Below are 26,186 nucleotides of genomic sequence, written 5' to 3'. Positions count from 1 at the left end.
ATGAAAATAGCCCATGTTGCACTCTGGACCCGCGATATTGATGCCCAGGTGACGTTCTGGCAGCGGTATTTTGACGGCGTTACCGGGGAACAATACGTTAGCCGGAACCGTCCGGGGTTTGTTTCCCGCTTTGTCAGCCTTGCGGCGGGGCCAACGCTGGAGATCATGAGTTTGCCGGATCTGCTGTCAGCGGAGCAGGCCAGTGAACGTGTGGGTTGGGCGCATATTGCTTTGTCGGTGGGAGAGGAAAGCCGTGTCGATCAGTTGGCGCAGCGCGCGCAGCAGGAGGGGATCCTGCGGGCGGCGCCACGCTGGACAGGGGACGGTTTTTATGAGGCGATCATCCGTGATCCGGACGGTAACGCCATCGAAATCACCGCCTGATCACTCCTCTTCGATGCTGGCGAACTGCTGCCCCAAATAGTCGAGCAGCAGCCGCACCGCCGGCAGTAGGCCGCGGCGTGACGGGTAAACCGCATGCACCACGCCGCCCTGCGGTTGCCAACCCGGCAGCAACTGCACCAACTCACCGCGCAGCATATCGTCACGCATCATCATTGACGGCAATTGCACGATGCCTGCACCGGCAATCGCCGCAGTTCGCAGCATCAGCATATCGTCCGTCACCAGCCGTGGCCTGTGTTCCCACTCCATTTTTTCTCCCTGCGGCCCGGTCAACTGCCACAGGTGCTGTGCGCGTGCCGGACCGAGATCCAGGGTGGGGTATTTATGCAGCTCTTCCGGTTTTTCCACTGGACCCAGGGTTCGAACCAGCGCCGGGCTGGCGGCAACGCACCAGGTGCGCTGCGCCAAAATTTTCAGCACCAGATCGCTGTCTTCCAGCGGCGGTGGCCGCACGCGGATGGCCAGATCCAGGCCTTCACCCACCACATCTACCCGGCGATTAGTCGCTTCCAGATGCACCGTGACCTTCGGGTAATCGGCCATAAAGGCCGCCACCATGCTGCCGACCCGAGTGTGCAGAATGGCCACCGGGCAAGTCATGCGCACCGTGCCACAGGGTTCGGCGCGGGTTTGTTCGATGGCTTGCTGTGCGGCATCGGCTTCTACCAGCATGGCCTTGCAGTGCGCATAGTAATTCAGACCGACGTCGGTGACGGAAAACCGTCGCGTCGAGCGTTGGATCAGGCGTACGCCCAGGCGTTCTTCCAGTAGCGCTATGCGTCGACTCAGTTTGGACTTGGGGATACCCAACGCCCGGCCGGCGGGGGCGAAGCCCTGATGGTCGACTACGCTGGCGAAATAAAAAAGATCGTTCAAATCGGTGAACATCGCCCGTCCTTGTCATCGTTCTATATCTAGAACACTGAGTGTACATCTTGCCTACTACTGCGGCAAACGCCGCAGGATTAAACTTCTGACATCAACTTAAGGTCGTGAGACCTGAAACAGGAGTTCAAGATGAAAAAGATCCTCGGTATTTACAACAGCCCTGAAGCCCACTGGGTCGGCAACGGTTTCCTGGTGAATTCGCTGTTCTCCTACAACGATTTGGGGGCGGAAATGAGCCCGTTCCTGCTGTTGGATCACGCTGCGCCAACCAAGTTCCGCTCTGCCTCCGGCACCCGCGGCGTGGGTCAGCATCCGCATCGCGGGTTTGAAACGGTCACCATCGTCTACCAAGGCGAAGTGGAGCACCGTGATTCCACCGGCAGCGGCGGGGTGATTGGTCCCGGTGACGTACAGTGGATGACCGCCGCCTCGGGTATTTTGCACGAAGAGTTCCATTCACGGGATTTCTCGCGCAACGGCGGCACCATGGAAATGGTTCAGCTGTGGGTGAACCTGCCGGCCAAGGACAAAATGGCTGAGCCGGGTTATCAGACGCTGCTGAATGCGGATATCCCGGTGGTTCCACTGGCGGACGGCGCAGGCCAGGTGCGGGTGATTGCCGGTAACTTCGGCGGCCACGCCGGTCCGGCACGTACTTTTAGCCCGCTTAATGTCTGGGACATGAAGCTGAATGCCGGTCATACCACCACGTTGACGGTGGAGGAAGGGCATACGCTGGCGCTGGTGATACTGCATGGCGCTATTCATGTTAACGGTGAGGAAGTGGTGCGCGAAACCCAAATGGTCAGGTTTGACCGTGCAGGGGATTCAATCACCCTCGAAGCCAACAATGATGTCAGCTTGCTGGTACTGAGCGGCGAGCCGATCGATGAGCCTATCGTCGGTTATGGCCCGTTCGTGATGAACAGCGACGCGGAAATCCAGCAGGCTTTCCGTGACTTCAACGGCGGCAAGTTCGGCAGCATGACGGCAGAGAAGCACGCCGGCTAAGCCCTCACCGCACACCTTAGAGCCGATCCGGAAAAACACCTCCGGATCCGGTTCTACACTTAGGTTACCTCTGCACTTTGGCCTCTTGGCCAAGGCAACCTTTAACCGCAATAATCAACACCCCACAGGAGTAAACCATGACTGCAAATTACAAACGCCTCGATAAGGATCAGGCTGCCGTTTTGCTGGTGGATCATCAGGCAGGGCTGCTTTCACTGGTACGCGATATCGATCCCGATCGTTTTAAAAACAACGTACTGGCACTGGGTGATTTAGCGAAGTATTTTAACCTGCCGACTATTTTGACCACCAGCTTCGAAGACGGCCCCAACGGCCCGCTGGTCCCTGAACTCAAAGCTCAATTCCCCGATGCACCCTTTATTCCACGCCCTGGGCAGATAAATGCCTGGGATAACGACGACTTCGTCAAGGCAGTGAAAGCCACCGGTCGCAAACAGTTGATTATCGCCGGTGTCGTCACCGAAGTGTGCGTGGCCTTCCCGGCGTTGTCTGCCCTGAACGAAGGTTTCGAAGTGTTCGTAGTCACCGATGCTTCCGGCACCTTCAACGAGCTGACGCGTCAATCGGCCTGGAGCCGTATGGAAGCCGAAGGCGCGCAACTGATGACCTGGTTTGGCGTCGCTTGTGAGCTGCACCGTGACTGGCGCAACGATGTCGAAGGGCTGGGGGCCTTGTTCTCCAACCACATTCCCGATTACCGCAACCTGATGACCAGCTACAGCACGCTGACCAAAGGCAAGTAACTCCCCCGGAGCGCAGCCCACAGCTGCGCCCCGTTTGAGCCAGATTACGTGAGAATGCATATCTGAAGTCTTTTAGTAGATAAACCCATTCATTCGCCTTCCGTCCTGTAATTATCCTGCCCTGCAGCCCATCATTTTGAAAAAATATCGTGTAAATAATGAAATTTAATTGTGTTTGAAATTATTTAATTTCTATAAATACTTTTGGTTTAAAAATACCTGACCGATTATTTTGAACTCGGTATTAATATTGATTTAATGCCTTTGATTAAAGCAGTAGTGTTCTGCTATATATTTAATGTTTAAAATTATTTAATTCAATAAATAAAACAGCCAGCGGTCTATAAGGTCGTGCTGTGGGAAAGAACAAAACTTTCTGTAGGCCTGATTTTAAGAGATGAAGAATGTCTAACACAGCAAGAGGGATGGTTGATGAATGCATTCAGAGATAAGCTTAAAGCGCATGTGCATCATGTGTCCGCGGTCGGTCAGCATTGCAATACAGAAGAAACGACAAAGCAGGCTTTAATTTTACCCTTATTGGAGATCCTAGGTTTCCATCCTTATGATCCCACGAAAGTAAAAGCAGAATATGGTGCTGATTTTCCAGGAGTTAAGGTCGGTGAACGGGTCGATTATTCTCTTTTTTGCCATGCCGTACCGGTCATGTTTATTGAGGCAAAGTCCTTCAATCAAAACTTAACAAATCACAGCCCGCAGCTATCACGTTACTTTAATGCCACACCTGAAGTCACGGTTTCTGCGATCACCAACGGTAAAGAATGGCGTTTCTTTACCGACCTGAAAGATAAAAATATTATGGATGATACGCCCTTCCTAAAAATAGATTTTAATGATTTAAACGACTCTGATATTGAACAGCTTTATAGATTTAGACATGATCAATTTCAGCCGGAAGCCCTGAGGACGCTGGCTGAGGAGAGCATTTATCTGACATCATTCACTAAAACAATCAGTGCTAGCCTGAGAGACGTAGACTTGGACTTTGTCAGGTATGTGGCGAACAGATCCAATGTTCAACGCCAACTTAACCAGCGTTTTCTAGAGACTATCACTCCTTTGGTCCGTCTGGCCGTTGAGAAAGCGGTGAGTGCTATGGTGGTATCTGGACTGTCTGTGACGTCTGAAAATAAAGCGCTATCCGAAGAGAGCGGCGAAGGTGAGCAAAACAATAACGCAGACCCGTTAGCGCCGATCATTGATCCAGAAAACAGCAAGATAGTTACTACTTATGCTGAAAGAGCTTTATTCGATAATGTGGCGATGATTCTGGGTGAGAGTGCAGATTTAACAGCAAAAGATACGGAAAGTTATTACAGCATTCTGGTACAGGGCAAAACCACTCGCTGGATCCTTCGTTATTTTGATAATAAACAAAGGCCTACAGTTCTGCTCCCCTTGGAAATTAATGAGGAAAGACATGCGGAAATTGTCCGTGCAGGTTTGGAGCTTGCCGCAGGAGGGCACATCATTATCGATCGACCTGAGAATATCTTGCGGCTCACGGGGTTGATTATCGACTCCTACCATTATTGTATTGATGATGAGAACTTCAGGCAGAAGAAAAAAACGCAGGGATGAGTTTTTTTCATAACGTACTTGCAAGGCGTTAACAATAAAAATTTTCCCTAATGCCTTTACACAATCCTTAAGCTTTCATCACGTTAGCGGAGGGATGTAAGCAAAGATCATTGGGATGCAAAGGTCGTGAAAAGCGGCTTTCTCATCGGCCGGGGGCGGGGTAGGTTAGGCCCAATCCCGGCAAATGAGATCGACAACATGAAAAATGCAATCAAAGTACTGACGCTTCCTGTGCTGGCTGCCGTGACGCTGTTCAGCGTTAGCGCGCTTTCCGCTCCGGCTCCGGCAGAAAAAAACGTCCCCCCTGCAGAACAGCAGTTCCGCTTACCTCCTTTCCCTGGTGGGCATATGCCTAAACCGGGCTTCTGCCACGGCGGTGAGCTGTTCTGTGCGACTTCCGCCAGCGATAATCCCACTGAAACCATCAATAAGCTGACTTCGGTGATCCCCGCCGGTAACGCCAAGCATTACGAAGTACGAATCTCGGTAGTGGCATTGCCGGATACGCCACCTGCGTCCCCAGCGCCGTAAGCGGCCCCGCTGGTTCTGAAGGGGAATGCGCGTTAGTCTGGGGTAAACCTCAGGAGGCAGGATGAATCCGTCAACGCTCCCCCTTATCTCCAGCCCGGTGACCGGGTGCTGTTATTCGATGGCGAATGTAATTTGTGTCACGGGCTGGTGAGATTTTTGATTCGTGCCGATCGACAGGGCAAGATCCTGTTGGCCACGGTGCAATCCGAAGAAGGTCAGGCAATTCTGAATTGGCTGGCCTTGCCCACCGATCGTTTTGACTCCATCGTCTATCTTGAACCGGGCCGACATTGGTTGCGTTCGGCGGCGTTTTTTCAGGCGTTGCGTCAGCTTGGCTGGCCATTTCGCCTGTTGGCGCTGGCGCGCTTTTTGCCGCAGCGGCTGGCGGATAGGTTTTACAATGCAGTGGCGAGCAATCGCTATAGGTTATTTGGCCGCAATGCTGGCACGTCGTTGCCTGGAGAGGTTTTGCCGGGGCGTTATCTGCGCCATCGTCGTGAGCAATCTCGCTGAGCTTTACGCTTCTTTACCCTTTAATCGATTGAATTATCATCATTCCGCCCCAATATAGTGGAACGTTCAGCTAAAAAGGAGCGCGTATGGGGATCAGTGAAGAAGAGTACATCCGCCGTTTGAGTCAGGAGAAGAATGCGGTGGGAAATACGGCAAAATGGGTGGCGATTGTCTCCGCTATTTATTTCGCCCTTATGGTGTTTTACGGCCACCCGATCGGCGTGCTGACCATGTCCGGGCTAATTTTTATTGTCTCAACCACCACCTGGTTGAAGAAGCGCCAAAAGGTTAAGTCCTACCGTCGGGCGCTGGCGAAGATCAATGATGAACCGCCGGTTCAGCAGCCCTGATACTCACTGCGCGTAATGCTGTAAACCAGGCTTGGCGTATCGCCGGGCACGTCATCCAGAGTATCGACCAAACGTAACCCCGCTTTTTCCAGCACGCGGCATGAGGCCAGATTTTTTTCGCGCACGATAGCCGAAATTTCTGTCAACCGCAGATGCTTGAAACCATACTCCAGCGAGGCCTGCGCCAACTCAGTGGCCAAGCCGCTGCCCCAAACCTGCGTATCAAAACGATAGCCCAAGTTCACCGTCCGCTGAGCCCCAAGCGGCCGCCAGGACAACCCGCCAAAGCCAATGACCCATTCCGGCTGCTCACGCAGTGCAATTGCCCAGGAACCATAGCCGTGTTGCGCCCAATTTTCGATCCGCCCCGTCAGCGCCAATCGTGCCTGTTCTTCGCTGGCGATGGGGCCTGCGGGATTAAAACGCTGGGTGTCGGGATCGCCAAAAATGGCGTAAAAACGCGGCAAATCGTCGGCCACCGGCGGACGCATCAACAGGCGAGGGCTTGCATAGGGGGCGATAGGGTTCATCTTCGGCATAGCTTGCGTAACCTGCTGTGATTGGACAGGTTTAACTGTAGACCAGCGGTGCGGAAGAAGAAACAGAAACCCCCCTCTCCAGGTGGAAAGGGGGGAAGGATCAGATAAACGAATCGTCGTCGCTGTAGTCGTCGTCGGCGAAATCGGTGTTATCGTCGTTTTGATAATCCGCGTTCTGGAAGCCGTTATCTTGGTTGAGGAAGCGGCTATCACCGCCGTTGTTAAAGGTATCGAGATTGTTGGACGCGTCGAAATTATTCATCGCGCTGTCATCCACCGGTGTTGCCGGCGTTTCATCGATAATATTAACAATTTCCTGTGGTTGTGAATGGCGGAACATACCGGTCAACATGTCGGCCAGCACCACACCGCCCGCCACGCCGGCGGCAGTCTGCAATGCCCCGCCGAGGAACCCGCCGGCACGTGAAGGTGCTGCTTGCTGCGGTTGGCTGTAGGCTGGTTGCTGCTGTTGAGCATAGCCCGCCTGCGGCTGGTTGTTCCATGCCGCGTTATTCTGCTGTTGCGCCTGATACTGCTCGCGCGGGCTTGGCGCGTTGCGATTACCGCCACCAAACAGCCCGGCCAGAAAGCCGCCGCTGCTTTGTTGGTTGGCGTTATTTTGCTGTTGCTGGGCAATCTGGCTCTCCAGATCTTTCACCCGCTGGTCGAGCTGCTTCAGCGCCGCTTCCTGAATGATCATCGCCTGAGCCATGTAATAAGGCGCGGAAGGCTGTTCACGGATGTGTTGGTTGATTTGCTGCTCTGCCTGGAGATCCCTCTGGCCCGTCTTGGTCTCGGCTTCTTTCAAGCGGCCAAACAGACCATCGATAAGACGTTGTTCTTCGGATTGCATAGGATTACCTCTAGGAGATGAATAACGATACTGGATGATAGATATCATCGGTAACTGTCACCCTAGCGCGTTTAGATGAACCAATAAATAAATGGCAGGTAAACCTGTTTATGAATTTGTTACCCGTTACGTCAGAGGGATCAGCATCACCAGTTTCAGACCGCTATTTTCCGATGGATTAAACGTCAGTTGACGATAGCGCAACTCCCCGTGTTGCACATGAGAGAAGGTACGCTCGCCCCCCTCGCGTGCCAGTACGTCATGCTGTTTCCACCAGTGATGGAAGGCTTCGCTGTTGTGCGTCATGTTGCGCACGAAAGCGCGCATCTCTTCGGTATTTTGATGGTGGCTGGTTTCGGCACGAAACTCGGCGACCACGCGGCGTGCCCGTTCCTCCCAGTCGCTGACCAGCGTTTTGGCTAACGGGTGGAAAAACATAAAGTGCAGCAGATTGGGCGTAGCGGCTTGGCCCAGCCAACCACAGAACAGGCTTTCCGCCGCCGGGTTCCAGGCGACGATATTCCAGGTGATATCCAGCAGGTAGCAAGGCACCGTCACCTGGTTAACGCTTTGCAGCACCGCGCTGTTGTCGGCTTCGTGAGGCTGTTCCTGTTCGGGGTCTGCGACTCGCGCCAGGGTAAACAGGTAGTGGCGCTCGGCATGCCCTAACCGCAGTGCTTTGGCGATACGCGCCAGCGTATGCGGCGAGATGGATACCTCGCGGCCTTGCTCGATCCAGGTATACCAGGTGGCGCTGATACCGCTGATTTGCGCCAGCTCTTCACGGCGCAGTCCACTGGTGCGGCGGCGTGGTGCGGTGGGTAAACCCAGCATTTCCGGCGTGATGCGTTCACGGTGCGCACGCAGGAAAGCGCCGAGGGCTTTGGGGCCGGATAAGGCTTCAGATTGCATAGGCTGGTACCTGCTTATACTAGGATAACTGCTCATATTGTACCCGTATATTAAGCTGATTATAGTAATAAAAAAGCCATCCGGCACCGGCGCAAGCCAGACAAAAAAGGAAGCACATATGAGCAACAGCAACAGCCATAAAAATGCGGTCGATCGTCAATTTGGTGAGCAGGCCAGCGCCTATCTGACCAGCGCAGTTCATGCACAGGGGAAGGATCTGCAGCGACTGGCGCAGTTGCTGGAGCCTTATCCCGATGCCAGGCTGCTGGATCTGGGGTGTGGGGCCGGGCATGCCAGCTTTACCGCCGCAGCGAAAGTGGCTCAGGTTGTGGCCTACGATTTGTCGGCGCAAATGCTGGCGGTAGTGAGCCAGGCCGCGGTAGAGAAAGGTTTCAATAATATTCAGGTGCAGCAGGGCGTCGCGGAATCACTGCCGTTTGAGGACGCCAGCTTCGATCTGGTGATTAGCCGTTATTCGGCCCACCATTGGCATGATGTCGGCCAGGCGCTGCGCGAAGTGCGCCGGGTGTTGAAACCGGGCGGCAGAGCGATCTTTATGGATGTGGTCTCACCGGGGCATCCGCTGCTGGATATCTATCTGCAAACCGTTGAGGTGCTGCGCGACACTTCGCATGTCCGCAATTATGCGCCGGGCGAATGGTTGGGGTTACTGACTGAATCAGGGATGCTGGTACGGGAAGTGACGTCGGACAGGTTATATCTGGAATTCAGCAGTTGGGTCGCGCGTATGCGTACGCCGGAGCATTTCATTACCGCGATCCGAGCGTTGCAACAGGGGGTTTCTGAAGAGGTGCTGCAGCATTTTGCCATTCAGCCGGACGGCTCATTCACCAGCGATATTATGATGTTTGAGGCGGTCAGAGGATAAATAATTTCAGGGCAGCCTATATACCCTCTATCTTTACGATTACCGCGTGATTAGCGATAACCGGAAGTCCATTGGATATAGCGGCTGCCCTGACAGAACATTACCGGGTATAAATTACTTCTTGTCTTCCAACAGGCAGCGATAAATCAGGCCGCCGATAGCACCACCGACTAATGGCACCAGCCAGAATACCCAAAGCTGTTGCAATGCCCAGGTTCCCTGGAATATTGCTACACCGGTACTGCGTGCCGGGTTAACAGAAGTATTGGTTACCGGAATACTGATCAGGTGGATCAGCGTTAATGTCAAACCGATGGCCAGCGGAGCAAATCCTGCCGGTGCACGTTTATCTGTCACGCCATGAATAACGATCAGGAAGAATGCGGTCAATACCAATTCAATAACAATCGCGGATTGCAGAGAATAACCGCCCGGTGAATGTTCACCGTAACCGTTGGAAGCAAAGCCGCCGCCGGTAGGATCAAAACCTGCTTTGCCGCTGGCGATCAAATACAACACCGCCGCTGCAGCAATCCCGCCAATCACTTGAGCAATCACGTAGGGAATAACGTCTTTCGCGGCGAAGCGACCACCGGCAAATAAACCTACGGTAACGGCCGGGTTAAAGTGCCCGCCAGAAATATGGCCAACGGCATAAGCCATAGTGACTACAGTCAGACCAAAAGCGAGTGCGACACCAAGAAAACCAATACCCAGTTGTGGGAATGCAGCTGCTAATACTGCGCTACCACAACCACCGAACACCAACCAAAATGTGCCAAAAAATTCGGCAAAAAGTCGCTTTGACATAGATTCCATCCCACGGAAAATACTAACGGGCGTTAGCACTAAAAACTATAGAACACCTTTTTAAATTAATGCAGGTTTCTATAAGTAATTTCTTAATGCACCTTGAGTAACAGCGGGTATTAAATCCCCGGGAATTAATTTTGTCTATGCGACTTCATCCCTATTCTTAGGTTTTTCGTGCGTTTGCTGTTTTTTTTATCGCTGTTATAAGAATTTACCCTAAGCTTAGCTGCTATAGGTATTTTTAGCGGAAAATAGCTATGGTTAAATTTGATTTTCTATCTGTTTTTTCCATTCGAATTGTCTGCGTTAATTGCTAATTCCTATTTGCCATATTTAATTATTGCTGCAATTCATAGCATTAGGTCCGTTTGTCATCAGGCTGTCATGTAAGACTAATACCTTAGCAAGCTGCCAACTCTACCCCCATAACACTGAGCCAACATCATGAAAATAAAATCAGTTTCGCTGTTAATCAGCGCGTTGTTCCCCCTGTTTTCTTATGCTGCCACCGACGTTGAAGTGGCGCGTTATATTGTCAGTTTTCCGGGTGGCGAACATGTGAGTTATCAGGGAGCATTCGCCAAGAATTTCCCGCAAGGATTACCGGTGGGTATCGGATCGGGCCTGGTATTCAATGGGCGTGAGGGTAAGGACTTGCTGTTAACGACGTTGACCGATCGCGGCCCGAATGCCGACGCGCCTGCGGTAGGCGATCAGGAAGCGAAAATCTTCGCTAATCCGCAGTTTGTGCCGTTGCTGATGGACATTCGCGTTGGCGAAGGCAAGGCGGTCGCCAGCAACTTGCGTCCGCTGCATGACCAGCAAGACCCTATCAGCGGATTACCGCTACCGGCGGGGTTGATTGGTTCAACCAATGAAGTGGCGCTGAGCGACACGCTGAAAACGTTGGAAAGCGATCGACGTGGGCTGGATACCGAAGGCATCACGCCGGACGGTAAAGGCGGCTATTGGCTGTGTGATGAATATGGTCCGTTCCTGATCCATATCGACAATCAGGGCAAGATCCTCGCCAAATACGGCCCGACCCCGGAGCAGGGGGAGCAAGCAGTGGCCAGCGGGTTACCGAATATCATCAAGTGGCGCCAGCCGAACCGGGGCTTCGAAGGGATCACCCGTTTGCCGGACGGACGCATTCTGGCTGCGGTGCAGAGTACGCTCGACGTGGACGGCAAGAGTAAAAACAAGGCGCAGTTTACGCGCTTGGTCAGTTTTGATCCGGCCAGCGGCAAAACGGCCATGTACGGCTATCCGATCGATATCGATAGCTATAAAAAAGCCAAAGACGCCAAGGTGGGTGACATCGTGGCGGTGGACAACCAACATATCTTGCTGGTTGAGCAGGGCAGCGATAAAGACAAGCAGATGATCAATAAGATCTATCTGGTCGATCTCAGCCAGGCGAGCGATCTGACGGCTTTCGACGGTAAAGGAAAGGCGCTGGAGTTTGACGATGCCAAAGATCTCGCCAAGCGCGGCGTGAAGCTGGCGCAGAAACGTGAAGTGGTGGATCTGCGTAAATTGGGTTGGCAACAGGAGAAGGTAGAGGGCCTGTCGCTAATTGACGAACGCACCCTGGCGGTGATTAACGATAACGATTTTGGCCTGCAGGCCAAGCTGGTGGAGGCACAACCCAAAGCCAAGAAAATCGGCGATTATCAGCTGGATAAACAGGGCAGCCTGAGCCTGGACGGCAAAGTGGTATCCACCCGTATCGAGCTGCAACCGCTGGAGAAACCGGAATCGCTTAGCGAGCTGTGGGTGCTGACGCTACCGCAACCGCTGAAGTAAATAAGGCAACAGGGGGCGACGTCTCAATAGCGCACTGCCCCCTGTTTTCTGGTTTATCAGTGAACGCCGCCGGCCTGCGGCGTTCTGCCGCGTGAAATACTCTCCCACACCGCGACGGCCACCATAATCAGCGTGGTCAGGCCATTCACCATCAGTAAATCGGTGAGGTAGGCTATCGGCGCCAATACCGCCAAAGCGATCAATCCCACCAGGTGCGAAAGCGGGAACCGACGATACACCAACCGCTTGTAAAGTGCGTTGGCGAGCAGGTAAATCGCCGGGCCCAGCAGCAGCACTGCTGCCGTCACATTGTCGATATGGCCGTCAGGGTGGGCGATCACCAGTTCATTGGCAACGGCACAGACGATGATCGCGCCAACCAGCACCACGTGTACGTAATGGAAGTTAGCGCCCAACTGGCCGGGGTTTTCCGCCTGGCTGATAGCATGGCTGCCGGCTTTGCTACTGGTATCAAAATAGACCCACCACATCGCCAGGCTGCCGAGAAACGCCACCAGTGAGGCAATCAGCACCGGTGCGCTCCAGGACTCCATTTCGCTAAGGGTCGAACCGGTAATCAGAATGGTTTCCCCCAACGCTACGATCACGAATAGTTGGCAGCGTTCCGCCAGATGATGGCCTTCGATAGTCCATTCGCTGCTGCTGTCGGAGCGACCCAGCACCGGTAAGCGGAAGCCGAACATCGGCGAAACGTATTCGCACAATACTGCCAGCGCCCACAGCAACAGTCGGTTATGACCTTCCGCCAGGCCGCCAAGGATCCAGAACACCGCTGAAATACACATCCAGCCAAGAATACGGCGGAAGTTTTGTTTCAGTGGATGGCCGGCGGGCAGCAGGTTCAGCACCACGCACGATCGGCCCACCTGGATCGCCACGTAAAACAGCGCAAAAGTCAGCCCCCGTTCGCCAAAGGCCTGTGGCAGAGCAGAAGAAGCGAACAGGCCCAGCAACATAATGCCAAACAGCAGAATACGGATAGGACGGGTATCCGGGTTAAACCAGTTGGTGACCCAGGCAGTGTATTGCCAGGCCAGCCAAACGGCGAACCACAGCAGCAGCGTTTCCACCGCGCCGGTCAGCGTCAGATGGTGCAGCAGGTAGTGGGAAAGCTGGGTAACGGCAAAAACGTAAATCAGATCGAACAGCAGTTCCGAAAACGAAACCGAAGCACCATGACCATCACGAACACGCAGTAAGGTTTGCGACATAGGGAGTCCTTCCATAATGATAACCTTCAGAAATAGCGTAGTTCAGTCGCGGTTACGGGGAGAAGAATCTTAAAAGGGGCGGTTTTTATATTCCTTGGCCAAACGGACTTTAAATTGTCATCTGTCAGGGGTAGAGTGACGGTATAGACCCGCTTTGTCCTGCCAGAGACATACCTGCACGTACTTCCTCCTTATTTTCATCACAATGATTGATGTTCTTTACATTGGATTACGTCTGCTTTCATTGCCTGGTAGATAATTAACTCCACTGATACGAGAAAATAAACAAAAACATCTGGAGTTCATTATGAAACTATTACCTGGCATCGCAGCAGTTCTTTTGGCAGCCGCTTCATTCTCTTCCTTTGCAGCGCCGCTGTCATCGGTAAAACAGATCAATACAGAGCAGGCCAGCGGTATGCAAAGCCTTGGCGTAGTGTCGGTTTCCGGCGTTAGCGGTTCTCCGGGCGATGCGGTTCACGCACTGAAAGAAAAAGCTCAGGCGGACGGCGCCAGCAGCATTCGTATTATCGGGCTGGACACCCCGGGGGATTCCAGCAACTGGCGCGGTAATGCAGAAATATATCGTTAATCGTCTGCAGTAAATAAAATTCGGCTACTGTAACAGGTGGCCGATAAAATAAACGGGTGTGGATAATAATCTGACCGGTAATGCAATTACTTGATTACCCGATGATGATGTCCACACCCTTTTTTATCTGCGCTCGGTTGCATTTTATTACAACTGTGTCGGCGGTTTTAGGAAACATGTTAATGAATACTTAAGGAATTGGGGTCAGATTGGTGACTACTCAACCTAAGGAGGCCCCAATGTTAAACGCGACACGGCTGCAACTGAAAAACCACTTTTCCTACCTCCAGCAGTTTATGGCTTCGCCGCGCACCATTGGTACGCTGGCACCTTCTTCCCCCTGGCTATGTCAGGCGATGTTGAATCAGGTTGAATGGACCGGGGCGCTGTCGATCGCCGAACTGGGCGCGGCGGACGGCGTGCTGACCAAGCGGATATTAGGCCGGATGCGTGCAGATGCTTCGCTCGAGGCCTTTGAAATCCAATCTCATTTTGTGCATCAGCTGCGGAAAATTGACGATCGTCGTCTGCAGGTGATGGATCGCTCGGCTGAAGAGATGGCCGGCGATTATGACGTGGTGTTCTCTTGCCTGCCGTTGCTGTCGATCCCGCTAAAAATCAGCATGCGTATTTTGCAGCAGGCACAGCAGCGTTTGCTCGCGCGCAACGGAACCTTGGTGCTGTTTCAGTACAGCCACCTGTCGGAAAAGCTGCTGTCCCGCTATTTTCACTGGAAGCGGCTGCGGGTGGTGCGCAACTTCCCGCCAGCGTTGGTTTACATCTGCACGCCGCGTTAGCCCAGTTTTTTTTCCATCACCACCACTTCGCCATCATATTGCCGTCGGCGTTCGATGGTCTGCCAGCCCCAACCCGCATACAGCGCCTCGGATTTATCGGTGATCAGGTGCAATACGGGGTGATTGCGTTGGCGTGCCAACAACACGATGGCCGCCTCCAGCCGTTGCGCAATGCCCTGGCGACGGTGATCCGGGTGGACGAATACGCCGGCCAGCCAGGGAGAAAGGTCCATCCGATGATGATCGTCGCTCGGCCACAGGCTGGCCATGCCCAGCGGGCGTTCGTCCTCGATCGCCAGCAGGGTGGTGTAATCTTCGCTCGGCTGCGCGCACTGGGCAAAGCGTTGGCGCGTGCGTTCCAGTGAACCGCCGCGTTGCGAACCCCATTGACCAAACGCCCATGCGGCGCAAACGTCGCTGAACTGTGGGCACTCCGCCAATGGAATAATACGTTGGGTCATCTCGGTACCTCCTGAATTATCTGCAATCTGGCTTGCCACAGATCGCATTATCGACCGATTTTTTAACTTTATAAAACGGCATTTACAGCGATTTTTCACGTATCAGCGCCGAAATAGCGTGATTCAGCGGATTTAACCGATCCGCCAAGCGTTGTGATTGAAAGTGTTAATGAGAGTGATTATCATGCGCGCATATTTTACCGATCCGGCTTACCCATGCGCAATTCCCTCATGTTACTGCTGTTTTCCTTGCTGCTTGGCGTTTTTAACGTTCAGGCGAAAATGGTCACCGACATCACTGGTCGCCAGGTTGAGGTGCCGGATAATCCGCAGCGCATCGTGGTAGGCGAAAGCCGCATGCTGTATACCCTGGCGTTGCTGGAGCCGGGTAACCCTGCGCAACGTATTGTCGGCTGGCCGGAAGACATGGCGCGTTTCGATGCGCAAAGCTGGCAGCTGTATACGCAGAAATTTCCTCAGATCAAAGCCATACCCTCTATCAGCAAGGGCAACTTCCGCCAGGTTAACATTGAAAATCTGATCCAGTTGAAACCGGATCTGGTGATCCTTGCCCGCTATGCGAAGGAGGAGGGCGACAGCGATTTGTTGCTAACGGCGCTGAGTAAGGCGGGTATTGCCGTTATCTACGTCGATTTACGGGTCGACCTGCTGCATAACACCGTACCCAGCGTTCGACTGCTGGGTGAGGTGCTCAACCGTCAGCAGCGTGCGGAGCAGTTTATCGACTTCTACCAGCAGCATATGGCGGTGATCCAGCAGCGTCTGGCCAGCTATCGGGGGCCAAAGCCCAAGGTCATGCTGCATTTGCACCTCGGGCGGCGTGAAACCTGCTGCACCACCGCGGCTCATGGCAATCTCGGCGATCTGCTGGCCTTTGCCGGCGGCGACAATATCGCCAGCGCCAGTATCAAAGGGGTTTATGGGGAACTGAACCCGGAAACCATTCTGACCGCCAATCCTGATATTTACATTGCCACCGGCATGGCAGGTCCACAGGGTAAGCGCTTTTCCGATTTGCGTCTGGGGCCGCTGGTTACCCAGCAGGAAGCGGATGAAAGCTTCCGTCAGATCATGCAAAAACAGCCGATGCTCGCCAATCTGAAAGCGATAAAAAATCATCAGGCCTGGAGTATCTGGCACAACTTCTATCTCAGCCCGTACCACGTCGTGGCGGTCGAAATGTTCGCCAAAGCGTTTTACCCGGATCTGTTTGCTGACATCAACCCGCAACAGACCTTTAAGCAACTCTATCAACAATTTTTGCCGTTACCTTTTTCAGGGACCTATTGGAGTCAGTTACAAAATGAATAATACCCAGCGCGGCTGGTGGTGCGCACTGCCTCTGGCGGCCTGTGCGTCTGCACCGGCGATCGGCGCCGACAAAACCGCCGAAAAAGAACCAGGGGAAACCCTGGTGGTGGTCGGCCAGGCCTCTGCGAAGGGCGTGCAAAGTTATCAGCCGCTGACCAGTGTGACCGGCACCCGAACCGAGACCAGCCTGCTGAACGTGCCGCAGGCAATCGACGTGGTGCCGCAGCAGGTGATTACCGATCAGGCGGTCAGCAGCCTGGATGAAGCGCTGTATAACGTCAGTGGCATTACCCAGGCGAACACCTTGGGCGGTACCCAGGACGCGGTGATGAAGCGCGGTTTTGGTGATAACCGCGACGGCTCCATTTTGCGTGACGGCGTGCGTTCGGTGCAGGCGCGTAATTTTACCCCGACCACTGAGCGGGTTGAGGTGCTGAAAGGCCCGGCTTCGATGCTTTACGGCATGGGGGAACCGGGCGGGATGATCAACATGATCACCAAAAAGCCGCAGCTGCAGCAGCACACCCATGTGGAAGGCTGGGGCAGCAGCTTCAAGGGCGGCGGCGGTCAGTTGGACGTCACCGGTCCGCTTGGTACCTCCGGGTTCGCCTACCGGATGATTGTCGATCACGATGAAACCGATTACTGGCGTAACTTTGGCCGTAACCGCCAAACGGTGATTGCGCCGTCGCTGATGTGGTATGGCGAGAGCACCACGGTACGCGTTGCCTACGAACATATGGAATATCTGGTGCCGTTCGACCGCGGCACCATCATTGATTCGCGCACCGGCAAACCGGTAAATACGCCGCGCGACCGCCGCTTCGACGAAAGTTATAACGCCACGCGGGGCGATCAGGACAGCGTCACCCTACAGGTTGATCAGGTGCTGAATGAAAGCTGGAAAAGCTCTCTGACCTACGCCTATAGCCGTAACAGTTACAGTGACAATCAGGCGCGCGCGCTGGCTTTGGATCCTGAAACTGGCGTGCTGTCGCGCCAGGCCGACTCCACCGCCCATGCTGTCAGCCATGCCAACGCGGTACAGCTGACGCTCAACGGTGACGTTGACTGGGGCAGCATCAACCACCAGATGCTGTTTGGCTTTGATTTTGAAGATAACCGTACCTACCGCGGCGATATGATCCGTGGCAAGAAGAACAGCGATTTCAATATCTATGATCCGGTGTATGGCCTGATGCCAACCTCGAACGCCGTCAGTGCCAAAGACAGCGATCAGCGTGAAAACCTCACCAGCTACGGCTGGTTTATGCAGGATTCCGTTCAATTGACCGATAAATGGTTGGTGATGGGCGGGCTGCGTTATGACGCTTTTGACGTTTTTGCCGGTAAAGGGCGTCCGTTTGTCACCAACACCGACAGCTCCGACGGCAAATTAGTGCCGCGCGCCGGGGTGGTCTACAAACTGACGCCCTATGTGTCGCTATACAGCAGTTACACCGAGTCCTTCAAGCCAAACTCGTCCATTGCCAGCCAGATTGGCTCATTGCCGCCGGAACAGGGTAAGGCCTGGGAAGTCGGCAGCAAGGTCGAATTGCCCAACGGCGTTACCGGGACCCTGGCGTTGTTCGACATCACCAAGCGTAACGTGATGGTCAGCGAACTGGTGGATGGTGAAACCGTCACCCGAACCGCCGGACGCGTACGCTCGCAGGGCGTGGAGTTGGATGTTGCCGGCAACATCACTGATTCGTTAAGCATGATCGGCTCTTACGCATACACCGACGCGCGTGTGGTTGATGACCCGGACAACAAGGGTAAGGAGATGACCAACGTGGCGCGCCATACCGCCTCGCTGTTCCTGACGCAGGATCTGGGCTCCCCGGGGCTGTATAGCGGCGACAACGTACGCATTGGCGCAGGGGCGCGTTATGTTGGCCGTCGTCCAGGCGACGCCGCCAACAGTTTCAGTCTTGATAATTACACCGTTGCCGATGCCTTCGCCGCTTACACCATGCCGGTGCAGGGTTATCGGGTGAAGTGGCAATTGAACGTGAAGAATCTGTTCGATAAAACCTATTACCCTTCCAGCGGCGGCAATTTGCGCGTGGCGGTAGGGGAACCGCGAGAAGTGGTGCTGCGCGCCAGTGTCGACTTCTGATTTTTCGTACAGGAATACGTCCCGGCGAGCAGGTATCTGCCGTCGGGGAAATCTGGTTAAATAGCCGGCCCCGTTGTTAAGGAGAACCCGATGAGCCTGCAAATCCGTTTGGCGCAGCCGCAGGATATCGCTCAACTGATAGCCGTTGAGCGCTCGGCGGCGCAGCTGTTTCATCAACAACCGGCCTGGCGTTTTATCGCTGAAGGTCCGGTGATGAGCGCAGAGCAGCATGCTGATTTTATTCAGCGACAGCATGAATGGCTGGCGGAAGGTGCGGCGGGGGAGGTCGCCGGCTTTATCGCCGTCGTGCCGCAACAGCAGGATTGGCATATCGCCGAACTGTCTGTGGCTGCCAACTGGCAACGTCAGGGCATCGGGCGCCACCTGCTCGTTGAGGTTGCGGCGCAGGCCGCGTTGTCGGGCGCGCAGCGCCTGACGCTAACTACTTTTATTGACGTGCCCTGGAATGCGCCTTATTACCGGCGTCTGGGGTTCAGTCCGATAGCCGCCGAACGGCTCAGCTCGTCGTTGAGGGCAAGGTTGGCGGAAGAGGTGGCGCAGGGTTTTGCCGCAGGCAGCCGCTGTGCCATGGAATTTACACTATCGTAAATATTGAAATACAGGCTGATGGCGGTATGATGCAGCAACTACGCCATCGCACGATCTGCACGCTGGATTCTGGCGTGCTAACGCATTCAAGTCACCGTATAAGGGACAACCCGTAATGACACAAACCATTTTCATGGTGGGCGCGCGCGGCGCCGGTAAAACCACGGTGGGCAGTGCACTGGCGTTGGCGCTGGGCTATCAATTCACCGATACCGATCTGTTTATGCAACAGACCACGCAAATGAGCGTGGCGGAAATGGTCGCAAATGAAGGCTGGCTGGGATTTCGCCGCCGTGAAAGCATTGCTCTGCAAACCGTCACCCAACCGTCAACTGTAGTTGCCACCGGCGGCGGCGCGATCCTGGCGGAAGAGAACCGTCAATTTATGCGTCAGCACGGCACCGTCATTTATCTGCGCTCACCGGCCGAGGTGTTGGCGCAGCGGCTGGAAGAGTACCCGCAAGACGCGCAACGCCCCACGTTGACCGGTCGTCCGATCGCTGAGGAGATGCTGGAAGTGCTGGCCGCACGCGAGGCCTTGTATCAGGAGACCGCACACTACGTGATGGACGGCACCGGTAACCCACAGCAGGTGGTTGAAAAGATCCTCGCCGTACTGCAATTGGAAACGGTAAAGTAATCCCCTCTGACATTTTCGGGCACCGCGCTGCGTGCCCGATCTCTTCGTATCTTCCCTTGGTTTTTGCCTTCGCCGCAGATTGCGCTTGCTTTTATAAATGATGAGTGACATATATAAAATAATGATGACCATCATCTATTTTGATAAATGCAACGTAATCGTGAGGTTTTACCATGAAATACACCACCTTTGGCCGCAATACCGGCCTGCGCGTTTCTGAACTGGCATTAGGAACCGGCAACTTTGGCACCGGCTGGGGCTACGGTTCGGAAAAAGAACAGGCCAAACAGGTTTTCGATCGTTATGTCGACGCCGGCGGCAACTTTATCGACACGGCTGATACTTACCAATTCGGCCAGTCAGAACAGATGGTAGGGGATTTTATCGCCGCCGAACGCGACCGTTTCGTGGTCGCCACTAAATACACCTTGGGTGCAGCGCCGGACGCGGGTATTGCCTATACCGGCAACAGCCGCAAAAACATGATTGCCTCGGTAGAGAACAGCCTGAAGCGGCTGAAAACCGATCGTATCGATCTGCTGTGGGCGCATTTTTCCGACAACCTGACGCCGCTTGAAGAGATCGTTCGCAGTTTTGACGATCTGATCCGCGCCGGCAAGATCCAATATGCCGGGTTGTCCAACTTCCCAGCCTGGCGCATTGCCCGTGCAGATACGCTGGCAGAATTGCGTGGCTGGGCGCGCATTGCAGGTATACAGGTGGAATACAGCCTGGTAGAGCGGACCGCAGAACGTGAATTGCTGCCGATGGCCGAAGCGCTGGGGATGGCCGCCACCCTGTGGTCGCCGCTGGGCGGTGGTTTGTTGACCGGGAAGTATCGCCATAGCGATGCTGGTCGATTGAGTGAGTTGGGGCGCCTGGTGCATCGCGAAAAAGACACCGCGTTGCTGGATGAAGTGCTGGCGATTGCGCAAGAACACCAGGCCCTGCCGACCCACGTTGCTATCGCCTGGCTGCGCAACAGGGCCGCGCATTCCAGCACCAGTCTGATCCCTATTCTGGGTTCGCGCACGCTGGACCAGTTAGAGGATACGCTGGCGGCGCTTGATTTGACGTTGGACGAGCAGCAGATGGCGCGTCTGGATCGGGTCAGCGCGATTGAACCGGGCACGCCTCATCGGCAGATTGCCGACACGCTGGCGCGTGCGCAGGGCGGTGACAGTTCCCGCTTTGCCGCGCCGCGTACCCCGCGCGCCTGACTCTTTGGATGAAAGGCATCATCTATTGAGCGCTGTCGGTGGATAGCCTAAGATGATGCCTGATTGATAAGGAGAAAACGCCATGGCACGGGTTTCAAAGCAGCAGATGGAGCGCAATCGCGAGGCGATTGAGCAGGTGTCTTCACAGCTTTTTCGCGAACGCGGCCTGAATGGCGTCAGCGTTAACGATCTGATGGCGGCCGTGGGGCTGACGCACGGTGGCTTCTATGGCCATTTTGCTTCCAAGGACGAACTGGCGGCGGTGGCCAGCCGCAGGGCGGTAGAGGAATCCGCTCAGCGCTGGGAAACCGCCAGCCGTCAGCCCGACCAGCACAATTTACAGACTCTGGTTGACGCTTATCTGAACGTCAGGCACCGCGACTGCCCGGGCGAAGGTTGCATGGTTGCCGCTCTGGCCGGTGACGTGGCGCGCGAAGAGGCGGATAAACCCGTGCATCAGGCTTACCTGAGCGGTGTGAAAGCCATGTTGGCGCGGCTGGAGTCGCTTTCGCCAGATGAACAACAACCCCAACGACAACAGCAGGCGCTGGTGCAGATGGCGATGCTGGTGGGGGCACTGACGTTGGCAAGGGCAACGCAGGGCGATGCGCTGTCAGAACAGTTTCTTAACGCGACGCGTCAGGCGCTGTTACCGACTGAGGCTGACTAAAATACAGCCCCGGCGTGGTGCCAAAACGCTGACGGAAGGCGGCAATATAGGCGCTGACATTGTCATAACCGTATTCACCGGCGATGCGACCGACCGATTCACCACGCGATAACGGCTCCAGCGAGCGAATCACCCGTGCTTGCTGGCGCCAACGGGCGAAGGTCACACCGGTTTCGCTAATAAAACGGCGACTGAGGGTGCGTACGCTCACCCCGGCCCAGGCGGCCCAGTCACTTTGGGTACGCGCGCTGGCGGGTTCATTCAGCAGGGCGCGGGCGATTTTCAACAGCCTGGCGTCCTGCGGTAGCGGTAACTGCAGCGGTACGCTCTCTTCCACAGAAATCTCATCCAACAAGACCCGCAATAGGCGTTGTTGCGCCGGATCCAGCTCTTGTCCCGCAAAAGGAGCAATACGTTCCATTAACGCCTGAATCAATGCGGAGGCAGGGCTCAGATGCGGCTGCGCCGGCAGCGTCGCACAGTAGGACTCCGGCAGATACAGACTCCAGCCGATGACGTTGCCGCATGCCAGTGCCTGGTGCGCACAGTTGGGTGGCAGCCAGCCGATACTGCCGGCGGTCATTGCCCATTGGCGCTCCCGGGTTTCCAACGCCATCATGCCGTGGGTCAACAGGTAGATCTGTCCGCTGGCATGCTGGTGCCAGGGCGTCAGGTGTTTTTTCTCATGCCAAAGTCGCTGGCTCTGCAGGATCATAATGATTGGCCGATTTGCAGTATTAAAAGTCCAAATGCGGTTATTATGCCATGCTCTGTTCGTTTTATGATCTCCGCGTCATTCAATTCTGGAGATCGACCATGACCCCGAAAACCTCCACAGCCCTGGTGCTCGATGCCTTGCAAAAGGTTGTCGCCGCCCCGCAACATCAGCCGACGCTGATCGCTGAGCTTTTCAGTGCGGATTACCGTCAACAGGTGGACGGCAAGACGCTGGACTACATGCAGTTTGTGCAACATATGGCGTTGCTCAAGCAGTTGACTCGCAGCATGACGCTGGAGATGGTCGCCATTGCCGGGCAGGACGATTCGGTGTTGACGCATCATAGGGTGCGGGTGGAAAAGCGCGATGGCAGCCTTAGTCTGGTTAAGGTGCTGGCGCATTTCACCGTACGTGACGGCAAAATCTGCGCCTGCGATGAACTGACGCAACTGATGGAGGGCGATCACGCCGATCGCGATCTGGGGTCACGCATGTCGGTATAAATCGCGCTGCTATACTTAATCCTGTGGAATCACACGGGAGATCAACATGCGCGAAAATAACCGACCAGGCTATCCGAGAACCGCCCGAGTGGTCGCCGTTGACCGGGGCGATCCCAGCTTGCATATGCACCGTTTCGAGGTGCGCACCGACGATATAGAACCCAACACGCTGCTCAGCGAGCATGCAACCGAGCAGGAAGCGTTGGATGCCAAGCACCGCTATGAGGACCCTGCGTTGGAAGACTAATCGTTATCCCTCAGAAACCGGCGTAAAGCCGGTTTCTTGTTTTTCCCGCTATAGCCTCTGTTTTCCAGTCTTTTATTGATCATCATTTGTGTGATTTTTATCGCGCTCATTGGGTGTTTCACTTCTGGGAAAAGAGATGTCCAATTCCGAGTTACAGGCGTTGTTTCAACGCCATATGCTGATGTTGTTGCAGCAGGCGTAGTCGTCTCAACCGCCTTAAACGTTATCCCGAAGACGCGTTTCGTTTTGCCTACGCTGCCGGGCGACACTTTCTATAACGGTGTGGTGGAATTAACTGTGCCGATCGATTTCAGTCTGCATAACGCTCGCTTCTGATTCTGGGGTGGCAAAGCGTATTTTGTTTGCTCAGGTGAATGGCGTTTTCAGCAGCTTGTGCTGATATTTCCCCCAGCTTAAGTAGATGTGCAAATTAATTTCCCTCATGACTTTGGCGATCTGTCCGCTATTTTATTTTCAAAAGCATCATTCTCTTTAATTTTCCGCAGCGTAAAAAATAAACTGCTTGACGATAAGTTGTGCGAGTTTTAGTTTCTAATTATCGAACAGGAACTAAGTTCCATATAGTGGAACAAGGCGTGCCATGACAACCCTGGAAAATGCCGCAGCGGTATTAAAGTTATTTTCACAACAACGAATGATGCACGGGCAACCCGGTATTTCATTCAGCGATGTGGTGAACCAACTGGCGCTGCCGAAAAGTACCGTATCGCGCCTGCTGCAGACCATGGAAACACAGGGCATGCTGGAGCGCGATCCCGACAGCAAGCTGTATAAAATCGGTCGTTTGCTGTTATCGGTTTCCAGCCACTATCTGTCGACGCCGCTGGTGGACAGCGTGGCGGCCAGCATGGTGCAGCTCAGTCAACTGACTTGCTGCACGGGTTATGTTTCGGTGCTCGAGGGGCAGGAGATCATGGTGATGCGTATGTTCCCGGGCCGTCACTTCCTCCAGGTAGTGACGCCGGCGGGCAGCCGTTCACCGGCGGCGGAAACGTCGGTGGGCAGGGCAATTTTAGCGCGTGCTAGCGATGAACAGGCTATTGCGCGCTATGCCGCGGGTTACCACGTGGCTTCGCCCAACGCCCCGCAATCGCCGGATGCGTTGTTGAGCAAGCTGGCGCAAATTCGGCGGCAGGGTTGGTCCCTGGCGCGTAACGAAACCTTGCAGGGGATCAGTTCGCTGGCGACGGCGGTGACCAATAAACACCGCAATGAGACGGTGGGGCTCTGTTTATCCTTTGCCACCCAAGCGGACGAACAACCGTTTTCTCCTGCCGTATTAGAAGCGTTGATGACGGTATCTCGGCAATTAGCGGAAAAGTTCGGTGATGATTATTGGCAACAGATCAAATAACGCATCGAAATAGTTCTGCTAGCACGGAGTAATTAATGAAAGCCAACACCAGGGAATTCGTTAGTTATTTCACTTAAGGTTACGGGTCAAAAAATTATTAATTCAAATCGTAGTTCCAAATACCGGAACTACGACGGCAGCTTGACGCCGAAAAATGACCTTTGCCATGCGCCAGCGAATATTCAGGGAAATTGACTCTATGAAATCCAATACCACCATAAATCCGTTGAAAGATATCGGTACGCTGCTGGTGATGGTGATTCTGTCCATCGTTGGGGCGATCATCGGTGTGCAGCTAATCACTACGTTGGGCGTGACCCCCAATACGTCGATCATCGGGGCGCTATTCGCGATGCTATTGGCGCGCATTCCGCTGCAAATGTTCCAGCGTTATCGATCGGTACATACGCAAAACCTGGCGCAAACGGTGATTTCCTCCGCCACCTTTGGCGCTGCCAATTCATTGCTGATGCCCATTGCCGTGCCTTATGTGATGGGGCAGCCGCAGCTGATCCTGCCGATGTTTTGCGGTGTGGCCGTGGCAATGTTGCTTGACGCCTACCTGCTGTATCGCATGTTTGACACCAAAATCTTTCCTGCCGCCAACGCCTGGCCGCCAGGCGTTGCGGCGGCGGAAGCCATCAAGGCCGGCGATCGGGGGGCAAACAGGCCTGGTTGCTGGTGGTGGGCGTGGCGGTGGGGATCGCCGGGTCGATGCTTAAAATCCCGATGGCGGCCTTCGGCACCGCATTTATCGGCAATATTTGGGCTTTGGGGATGTTTGGCGTCGGCCTGCTGCTGCGCGCCTACGCAGAACCTATGGCGGGTTTCGACATCAATGCGCATTTTATTCCTCATGGGGTAATGGTTGGCGCCGGATTGGTGGCGTTGATCCAGGTGGTGCAGGTGATCCGTAGCAAAAGCGTCGACGCCGCCGGTTACAGCCAGGCAGATAGCGAAGTCAGCAAGGCGCTGGGGCTGGGAGCCGTTGGCTATATCGTTATCGCTGCGTTGCTGGCGTTGGCCGGCGGGCTGTATAGCGAGATGTCGCTGACCATGCTGGTGTTGTTTGTGATTTACGCTGCATTTGCTGCCTTTGTGCATGAGTTGATCGTCGGTATCGCCGCCATGCACTCTGGCTGGTTCCCGGCCTTTGCGGTGGCGCTAATCACCCTGATCATCGGCATTTTGATTGGTTTTCCGCCGGTGGCACTGTGCGTGCTGACCGGGTTTACCGCCGCCACTGGCCCGGCGTTTGCCGACATGGGGTTTGATCTGAAAGCCGGCTTTATTCTGCGCGGCTACGGCAAAGATTTGCAGCAGGAGCTGTTGGGGCGTCGCATTCAACTGTTTGCCGCCTTGATCGCCTTTGTTATTGCCATCCCGGTGGTGTACTTCGCTTACAGCAGCTACTTCCTGCAGGACCTGATCCCACCGGTAGCGCGGGTGTACGCCAAAACCATCGAGGCGGGCGCGCAGCCGGGCATTGCCTTCAGCTTGCTGATCTGGGCCATTCCCGGGGCCATCGTGCAGCTGATTGGCGGGCCCAAACGCCAGCTCGGCGTGCTGTTAGCTACGGGCCTGCTGATCAACAACGCGTTGGCGGGGTGGGCGGTGCTCCTTGGCATTGCGCTGCGCATCCTGATTATCCGTCGCTGGGGCGACAAGGGCCGCACGCCGATGGAAATCATGGCGGCCGGTTTTATTGCCGGTGACGCGTTGTACAACTTTTTCAATTCGATTTTTTCCAGCAAAGGGAAATAACCCCCCGGTTAAATTGTGAGGTCAG

30 protein-coding genes are annotated in these 26,186 nt (G+C 54.6%); 22 read left to right on the top strand and 8 right to left on the bottom strand.

The window, feature by feature from the left end; all coding sequences use genetic code 11:
• On the top strand, positions 1-384 hold the full coding sequence (locus tag ACMGG1_RS19555) for a VOC family protein (protein ID WP_414160950.1): 384 nt from the start codon (positions 1-3) through the stop codon (positions 382-384).
• Here ACMGG1_RS19555 and ACMGG1_RS19550 read toward each other — a convergent pair whose 3' ends face one another.
• Positions 385-1,293 carry a LysR family transcriptional regulator gene (locus ACMGG1_RS19550; RefSeq protein WP_142815815.1) on the bottom strand — a complete coding sequence of 303 codons (909 nt, stop codon included), beginning with the start codon at positions 1,291-1,293 and terminating at the stop codon, positions 385-387.
• Between the two features lie 129 nt (positions 1,294-1,422).
• Here ACMGG1_RS19550 and ACMGG1_RS19545 point away from each other — a divergent pair, with 129 nt between their 5' ends.
• The 6 genes from ACMGG1_RS19545 (at position 1,423) to ACMGG1_RS19520 (ending at position 6,064) form a co-directional block, all read left to right on the top strand.
• Complete coding sequence (locus ACMGG1_RS19545; RefSeq protein ID WP_046374398.1) at positions 1,423-2,304, top strand: pirin family protein; 882 nt, start codon at positions 1,423-1,425, stop codon at positions 2,302-2,304.
• 137 nt (positions 2,305-2,441) lie between these two features.
• Positions 2,442-3,068 (top strand): isochorismate family cysteine hydrolase YcaC, encoded by a 627-nt coding sequence (gene ycaC / locus ACMGG1_RS19540; protein ID WP_115059919.1) that lies wholly within the window; start codon positions 2,442-2,444, stop codon positions 3,066-3,068.
• Between the two features lie 432 nt (positions 3,069-3,500).
• Entirely contained in the window at positions 3,501-4,670 is a 1,170-nt protein-coding gene (locus ACMGG1_RS19535; RefSeq protein ID WP_174573798.1) for a type I restriction endonuclease, read from the top strand.
• A 198-nt stretch (positions 4,671-4,868) separates the two neighbouring features.
• Complete coding sequence (locus tag ACMGG1_RS19530; RefSeq protein WP_046374397.1) at positions 4,869-5,201, top strand: hypothetical protein; 333 nt, start codon at positions 4,869-4,871, stop codon at positions 5,199-5,201.
• 105 nt (positions 5,202-5,306) lie between these two features.
• Entirely contained in the window at positions 5,307-5,714 is a 408-nt protein-coding gene (locus ACMGG1_RS19525; RefSeq protein WP_414160949.1) for a thiol-disulfide oxidoreductase DCC family protein, read from the top strand.
• Positions 5,715-5,800: 86 nt separating this feature from the next.
• The gene (locus ACMGG1_RS19520; protein WP_046374395.1) at positions 5,801-6,064 is read left to right on the top strand and encodes a hypothetical protein; all 264 of its coding nucleotides are present in this window, start codon (positions 5,801-5,803) and stop codon (positions 6,062-6,064) included.
• Here the strand turns inward: ACMGG1_RS19520 and ACMGG1_RS19515 are convergent.
• The 3 genes from ACMGG1_RS19515 to ACMGG1_RS19505 form a co-directional block, all read right to left on the bottom strand.
• Positions 6,052-6,603, bottom strand: coding sequence for a GNAT family N-acetyltransferase (locus ACMGG1_RS19515; RefSeq protein WP_128864395.1), 552 nt, complete (start codon positions 6,601-6,603; stop codon positions 6,052-6,054). The genes ACMGG1_RS19520 and ACMGG1_RS19515 overlap by 13 nt on opposite strands.
• Positions 6,604-6,703: 100 nt before the next feature.
• Positions 6,704-7,456, bottom strand: a complete 753-nt coding sequence (locus tag ACMGG1_RS19510; protein ID WP_116691201.1) for a DUF2076 domain-containing protein — start codon at positions 7,454-7,456, stop codon at positions 6,704-6,706.
• A 126-nt stretch (positions 7,457-7,582) separates the two neighbouring features.
• The gene (locus ACMGG1_RS19505) at positions 7,583-8,368 is read right to left on the bottom strand and encodes a helix-turn-helix transcriptional regulator (RefSeq protein ID WP_129982452.1); all 786 of its coding nucleotides are present in this window, start codon (positions 8,366-8,368) and stop codon (positions 7,583-7,585) included.
• Positions 8,369-8,486: 118 nt separating this feature from the next.
• On the opposite strand from ACMGG1_RS19505, the gene ACMGG1_RS19500 reads away from it, so the two are divergent.
• Positions 8,487-9,257 carry a class I SAM-dependent methyltransferase gene (locus tag ACMGG1_RS19500; RefSeq protein WP_414160948.1) on the top strand — a complete coding sequence of 257 codons (771 nt, stop codon included), beginning with the start codon at positions 8,487-8,489 and terminating at the stop codon, positions 9,255-9,257.
• A 114-nt stretch (positions 9,258-9,371) separates the two neighbouring features.
• On the opposite strand, the gene aqpZ is transcribed toward ACMGG1_RS19500, so the two are convergent.
• Complete coding sequence (aqpZ, locus tag ACMGG1_RS19495; protein ID WP_041414261.1) at positions 9,372-10,067, bottom strand: aquaporin Z; 696 nt, start codon at positions 10,065-10,067, stop codon at positions 9,372-9,374.
• Between the two features lie 447 nt (positions 10,068-10,514).
• Between aqpZ and ACMGG1_RS19490 the strand changes: the two genes are divergently transcribed.
• Positions 10,515-11,879 carry an esterase-like activity of phytase family protein gene (locus ACMGG1_RS19490; RefSeq protein WP_414160947.1) on the top strand — a complete coding sequence of 455 codons (1,365 nt, stop codon included), beginning with the start codon at positions 10,515-10,517 and terminating at the stop codon, positions 11,877-11,879.
• Positions 11,880-11,935: 56 nt separating this feature from the next.
• On the opposite strand, the gene ACMGG1_RS19485 is transcribed toward ACMGG1_RS19490, so the two are convergent.
• The gene (locus ACMGG1_RS19485; RefSeq protein WP_130016256.1) at positions 11,936-13,111 is read right to left on the bottom strand and encodes a low temperature requirement protein A; all 1,176 of its coding nucleotides are present in this window, start codon (positions 13,109-13,111) and stop codon (positions 11,936-11,938) included.
• A 307-nt stretch (positions 13,112-13,418) separates the two neighbouring features.
• Between ACMGG1_RS19485 and ACMGG1_RS19480 the strand changes: the two genes are divergently transcribed.
• Positions 13,419-13,703: a DUF1471 domain-containing protein gene (locus ACMGG1_RS19480; protein ID WP_020825418.1), complete on the top strand. Its 285-nt coding sequence runs from the start codon at positions 13,419-13,421 to the stop codon at positions 13,701-13,703.
• Between the two features lie 239 nt (positions 13,704-13,942).
• A complete protein-coding gene (locus ACMGG1_RS19475; protein WP_020825419.1) occupies positions 13,943-14,500 on the top strand; it encodes a class I SAM-dependent methyltransferase in 558 nt (185 codons plus the stop codon).
• Here the strand turns inward: ACMGG1_RS19475 and ACMGG1_RS19470 are convergent.
• Positions 14,497-14,961 carry a GNAT family N-acetyltransferase gene (locus tag ACMGG1_RS19470; RefSeq protein WP_020825420.1) on the bottom strand — a complete coding sequence of 155 codons (465 nt, stop codon included), beginning with the start codon at positions 14,959-14,961 and terminating at the stop codon, positions 14,497-14,499. The genes ACMGG1_RS19475 and ACMGG1_RS19470 overlap by 4 nt on opposite strands.
• A gap of 216 nt (positions 14,962-15,177) precedes the next feature.
• Between ACMGG1_RS19470 and ACMGG1_RS19465 the strand changes: the two genes are divergently transcribed.
• From ACMGG1_RS19465 to ACMGG1_RS19440, 6 genes are all read left to right on the top strand, one after another.
• On the top strand, positions 15,178-16,293 hold the full coding sequence (locus ACMGG1_RS19465) for an ABC transporter substrate-binding protein (RefSeq protein WP_020825421.1): 1,116 nt from the start codon (positions 15,178-15,180) through the stop codon (positions 16,291-16,293).
• Positions 16,286-18,415, top strand: a complete 2,130-nt coding sequence (locus tag ACMGG1_RS19460) for a TonB-dependent siderophore receptor (RefSeq protein ID WP_201895691.1) — start codon at positions 16,286-16,288, stop codon at positions 18,413-18,415. Before ACMGG1_RS19465 ends, ACMGG1_RS19460 begins: the two co-directional genes overlap by 8 nt.
• Positions 18,416-18,505: 90 nt before the next feature.
• A complete protein-coding gene (locus ACMGG1_RS19455) occupies positions 18,506-19,024 on the top strand; it encodes a GNAT family N-acetyltransferase (RefSeq protein WP_217330870.1) in 519 nt (172 codons plus the stop codon).
• A 115-nt stretch (positions 19,025-19,139) separates the two neighbouring features.
• Complete coding sequence (gene aroL, locus ACMGG1_RS19450; protein WP_020825424.1) at positions 19,140-19,664, top strand: shikimate kinase AroL; 525 nt, start codon at positions 19,140-19,142, stop codon at positions 19,662-19,664.
• Between the two features lie 173 nt (positions 19,665-19,837).
• Positions 19,838-20,884: an aldo/keto reductase gene (locus ACMGG1_RS19445; RefSeq protein WP_048759653.1), complete on the top strand. Its 1,047-nt coding sequence runs from the start codon at positions 19,838-19,840 to the stop codon at positions 20,882-20,884.
• Between the two features lie 82 nt (positions 20,885-20,966).
• A complete protein-coding gene (locus tag ACMGG1_RS19440; protein WP_259219157.1) occupies positions 20,967-21,554 on the top strand; it encodes a TetR/AcrR family transcriptional regulator in 588 nt (195 codons plus the stop codon).
• Here the strand turns inward: ACMGG1_RS19440 and ACMGG1_RS19435 are convergent.
• On the bottom strand, positions 21,511-22,269 hold the full coding sequence (locus ACMGG1_RS19435) for a helix-turn-helix domain-containing protein (protein WP_409049657.1): 759 nt from the start codon (positions 22,267-22,269) through the stop codon (positions 21,511-21,513). The two genes, ACMGG1_RS19440 and ACMGG1_RS19435, sit on opposite strands and share 44 nt — an antisense overlap.
• 101 nt (positions 22,270-22,370) lie before the next feature.
• Here ACMGG1_RS19435 and ACMGG1_RS19430 point away from each other — a divergent pair, with 101 nt between their 5' ends.
• The 5 genes from ACMGG1_RS19430 to ACMGG1_RS19410 all read left to right on the top strand — a co-directional run bounded on the left by ACMGG1_RS19430 (position 22,371) and on the right by ACMGG1_RS19410 (position 26,161).
• Complete coding sequence (locus tag ACMGG1_RS19430) at positions 22,371-22,775, top strand: nuclear transport factor 2 family protein (protein WP_122077452.1); 405 nt, start codon at positions 22,371-22,373, stop codon at positions 22,773-22,775.
• Positions 22,776-22,821: 46 nt separating this feature from the next.
• Positions 22,822-23,022 (top strand): YaiA family protein, encoded by a 201-nt coding sequence (locus tag ACMGG1_RS19425; protein WP_020825429.1) that lies wholly within the window; start codon positions 22,822-22,824, stop codon positions 23,020-23,022.
• 601 nt (positions 23,023-23,623) lie between these two features.
• Complete coding sequence (locus ACMGG1_RS19420) at positions 23,624-24,397, top strand: IclR family transcriptional regulator (RefSeq protein ID WP_128864403.1); 774 nt, start codon at positions 23,624-23,626, stop codon at positions 24,395-24,397.
• Positions 24,398-24,596: 199 nt separating this feature from the next.
• Positions 24,597-25,262, top strand: a complete 666-nt coding sequence (locus ACMGG1_RS19415; RefSeq protein ID WP_414160946.1) for an OPT/YSL family transporter — start codon at positions 24,597-24,599, stop codon at positions 25,260-25,262.
• Positions 25,175-26,161: an OPT/YSL family transporter gene (locus tag ACMGG1_RS19410; protein WP_414161458.1), complete on the top strand. Its 987-nt coding sequence runs from the start codon at positions 25,175-25,177 to the stop codon at positions 26,159-26,161. Before ACMGG1_RS19415 ends, ACMGG1_RS19410 begins: the two co-directional genes overlap by 88 nt.
• Positions 26,162-26,186: the final 25 nt, after the last annotated feature.

Origin of the sequence: Serratia sp. BNK-12 (assembly GCF_047456085.1) — a bacterium.
Classification (GTDB): domain Bacteria; phylum Pseudomonadota; class Gammaproteobacteria; order Enterobacterales; family Enterobacteriaceae; genus Serratia; species Serratia liquefaciens.
This window is presented reverse-complemented; position numbering and strand designations above follow the sequence as displayed.